The organism is Methanocalculus sp. (assembly GCF_030651615.1).
Taxonomy (GTDB): domain Archaea; phylum Halobacteriota; class Methanomicrobia; order Methanomicrobiales; family Methanocorpusculaceae; genus Methanocalculus.
In genome coordinates this window covers 1-3125 of the sequence record NZ_JAUSCG010000135.1, presented here as the reverse complement: position 1 = coordinate 3125, position 3125 = coordinate 1, and the positions used below count along the sequence as shown (strand labels likewise).

Sequence of the window (3125 nt, the reverse complement as noted above, 5' to 3'; positions counted from 1 at the left end):
CCGACCATCGGCAGTAACGATCTTATATCCTCAAAATAAATAGTACATAGTTTTATATATCAGTACAGGTTTAACTTTTAACTGTTAAATCATGGCTCTCGTCGATGGCTCCAATGTCTCCATATCCCATCTTGGCCTTGTTGCTGGTGTGTATGACTCTCTTGGGATCGGTGATCTTATTGATGAACTCATCCCCAAGAAGAGGCATCATATCGTCTCTCATGGGACCGCTGTCAAGGCACTCATCCTCAATTCTCTTGGCTATGTCGAACGACGCCTCTATATCATGCCCGACTACTTCGATGACATAGCCACAGAACGCCTTCTTGGTCAAGGTATCCGACCAGAACACCTAAATGAATCTCTCTTTGGTGAGACGCTGGATGCTATTGCACGATTCGATCCCACACAACTCTTCACGCATATCAGCCTGAAAATGATGAATACTCTTCCCCTTCAGACCCCGCGATTACATCATGACACCACCTCGATCATGGTAACCGGGGAGTATGATTCAGATTTTCAGACCCGGAAGATCGAGATTGTCCGTGGTTATTCAAAGGATCATAGAAACGATCTCAACCAATTCATCATCAGCCTGACAACCAACCAGCATGGTGTTCCTGTCTTCATGGAACCACTATCCGGAAATGCTTCCGATAAAAAGTCTCTTCTTCGCTCAATTCAGGCTGTTCGTGAAAATCTGGTGACGGATCAACGGATCTATCATATCGCTGACTCAGCATTTTATACAAAACCGAATCTCCAAACCTTGGGGACACAGTGTTTCTGGATCTCTCATGTTCCACATACTATCGGCGATGCAAAAGCACTCATTCAGCAGGATAGTGTTCCCTGGCTGCCCTGCACCGATGAACGATATCACTCCCATGAACTGCATTCTGAGTATGCTGATGTCCCCCAAAAGTGGGTCATGTACCATTCACGGGATCAGCAGATTCGATCTGAGAAGAAGTTTGATGAACGAGTGAAAAAGCAATGCAAAAAAGATGAAACCTCTCTAAAAAAGATCTTCTCACGTGACTATGCCTGTGCACCTGATGCACAAGGTGATCTTGACCGTTGGTTTGCTACCCATCCACGATATCTTCCCGAGAATACCCAGGTAACAACGACGAATCGCCGACCTGGCGGGATGAAAGGGCGGCCAAAGAAAGATGAGGTACTTGACCGGGTATTCATGATATCCTGCTCACTGACGTTCAATGAAGAGGAGTTAAATCGAGAGAAAAAGTGTCTGGGGAGGTTTATTCTTGCAACCAATGATTGTGAGATCGATCCGAACACCCTTCTCGATTGGTATAAAGAACAGGGTGCAGTTGAACGTGGATTTCGGTTTCTGAAAGACAACAGCTTCCATATCTCTGAGATATTCCTCAAGAACCCAGACAGAATTGCGGCAGTCTCCATGCTGATGGTGCTCAGTCTGATGGTGTATACTGTTACTCAGTGGCAGATCCGAGAGATTCTCAGGGACCAGAAGAAGACAGTGCGTGATGTTAAGAAACAGACTGCCAAACCAACAACGAAGCGAATCTACCACCTATTCAGGCGAGTGAGGCAGATTGAAGAGGTAACTGATTCAGGGAAGGTATGTCGCATTCTCAATTATGTGGAAGAATTACAGGATATAACACGGATGATCGGACCGTGGGTGGAAAAATATTACGGATGAAAAATTTACTGACGAATGTCGGTTTTACAGAATGAATATGATATCACTACCAGGGTCAAAACCGGGCAGAAGAGCCGCCCAGGTGTACTACAATGATTGATCAATTCTTAGAAGGAGATAAGGTTTTTATCGAGAATGATTACAAACAAAACCGTGAACACTATCTGAGCCTCTCAGGATCACAGAGCCCAAAAACACTCTTGATCGGATGTGCTGATTCACGGGTTGCCCCTGAACGCATTACAAATGCAAATGCAGCTGAGATTTTTTTCACCTAACTATCGCAAATGTCGTTCCCGTCCATGACAGGAACTTTGCAAGCGTCCTCGAATATCCAGTCGCTCACCTGAAAGTTCACAATATCGTTATATGCGGACATTCCGAATGTGGTGGTATCAAGGCACGTGACAAAGATAAGCCGGATTCCTATATTCCGCTCTGGCTCAATAATGCAATTGAAGCAAAGACGAGAGTCGACGCACGTCTCCCACAGCCAAAGACCACAGAAGAGGCGAAGCAGAGGCTGACAGAGGTGGAGAAAGAGAACGTCCACCTGCAGATCGAACACCTCCGGACGTATCCGCTTGTGAAAAAAGCTGAAAGTGAAGGCAAAGTTAAGATCTACGGCCTCTACTATACCCTTGAGACCGGGACCCCTGAAGAGATTAAATACATTATTTCTTCAACTCTTTTTGAATCTCTTTTCGTATCAACTGAAGTGAGATCCTCCCAACCGGGGTAACCCTGTCGTTAATAATGACAATCGGAAGAGGTGGCTGGTATTCTTCAATGATATCGCGTATTCTGTTTGGAACACCGTCATCAAGGAGTGTGAGCTGAACAGATACAGACTTTCCATACTCCTTCTTCAGAGCCTTCTCAAGTGCTGAGACTGCAGGCAGAAGCTTCTCTGTCGGTGCGCATTCGGTGAGTTCACAGGTTCGTTCGTCATTGCAGGGAAAGGGACCGCATGAAAGCTCTTTTAGCCCGATGATCTCAATATCAATCTCAAAACTCATAGAAGATATCTGTACGGAGACAATTTAGCACCATCGTTTGATGCAGAAAAAGAGGGTAAGATCTAATCTTTCAGGATGAGATCAAGATCTTCAAGGAGGGACTGGAGATCCTCTTCATGCTCAATCTCATCGGTGAGAATGGAGAGCACCAGAGTGTAGGTGATCGGATCCTTATCTTTCACAATAGTAAGGAGTTTGTTATATGCTTCGATCGCACACTGTTCGCCCTGTATGTTCTGCTTCAGCACCTCTTTGACAAAGGGATTGACCGGTGCCTCATAACCGCAGTTTGTCAGGTCATACCAGATCTTTGGTTCAAGGATGGGTTTGCCACCAAGCTGAAGAATCCTTCCTGCCAGAAGGTCTGCATGAGCAAGCTCTTCAGTAGCATGAATGATAAGCTCAGAAAC

General features: G+C 45.5%; 5 protein-coding genes. 3 read left to right on the top strand and 2 right to left on the bottom strand.

The features are described 5' to 3' along the window. The first annotated feature begins 91 nt into the window (after positions 1-91). From Q7V06_RS05900 to Q7V06_RS10420, 3 genes are all read left to right on the top strand, one after another. A complete protein-coding gene (locus tag Q7V06_RS05900; protein WP_304839422.1) occupies positions 92-1696 on the top strand; it encodes an IS1634 family transposase in 1605 nt (534 codons plus the stop codon). A gap of 92 nt (positions 1697-1788) precedes the next feature. Continuing rightward, on the top strand, positions 1789-1974 hold the full coding sequence (locus tag Q7V06_RS10425; protein WP_370650814.1) for a carbonic anhydrase: 186 nt from the start codon (positions 1789-1791) through the stop codon (positions 1972-1974). 2 nt (positions 1975-1976) lie between these two features. Then, on the top strand, positions 1977-2438 hold the full coding sequence (locus Q7V06_RS10420) for a carbonic anhydrase (RefSeq protein WP_370650815.1): 462 nt from the start codon (positions 1977-1979) through the stop codon (positions 2436-2438). Here the strand turns inward: Q7V06_RS10420 and Q7V06_RS05890 are convergent. Both Q7V06_RS05890 and Q7V06_RS05885 read right to left on the bottom strand, forming a co-directional pair. After that, positions 2371-2715 carry a hypothetical protein gene (locus Q7V06_RS05890; protein WP_304839418.1) on the bottom strand — a complete coding sequence of 115 codons (345 nt, stop codon included), beginning with the start codon at positions 2713-2715 and terminating at the stop codon, positions 2371-2373. The two genes, Q7V06_RS10420 and Q7V06_RS05890, sit on opposite strands and share 68 nt — an antisense overlap. Positions 2716-2777: 62 nt before the next feature. After that, positions 2778-3125: ferritin-like domain-containing protein (locus Q7V06_RS05885; protein WP_304839415.1), on the bottom strand; the 348-nt coding region annotated here is incomplete at its 5' end.

Excerpts from the sequence above, each read along its gene's own strand:
- Q7V06_RS05890 (WP_304839418.1), bottom strand. The coding sequence starts at position 2,715 with ATGAGTTTTGAGATTGATATTGAGATCATCGGGCTAAAAGAGCTTTCA.
- Q7V06_RS05900 (WP_304839422.1), top strand. The coding sequence starts at position 92 with ATGGCTCTCGTCGATGGCTCCAATGTCTCCATATCCCATCTTGGCCTT.
- Q7V06_RS10425 (WP_370650814.1), top strand. The coding sequence starts at position 1,789 with ATGATTGATCAATTCTTAGAAGGAGATAAGGTTTTTATCGAGAATGAT.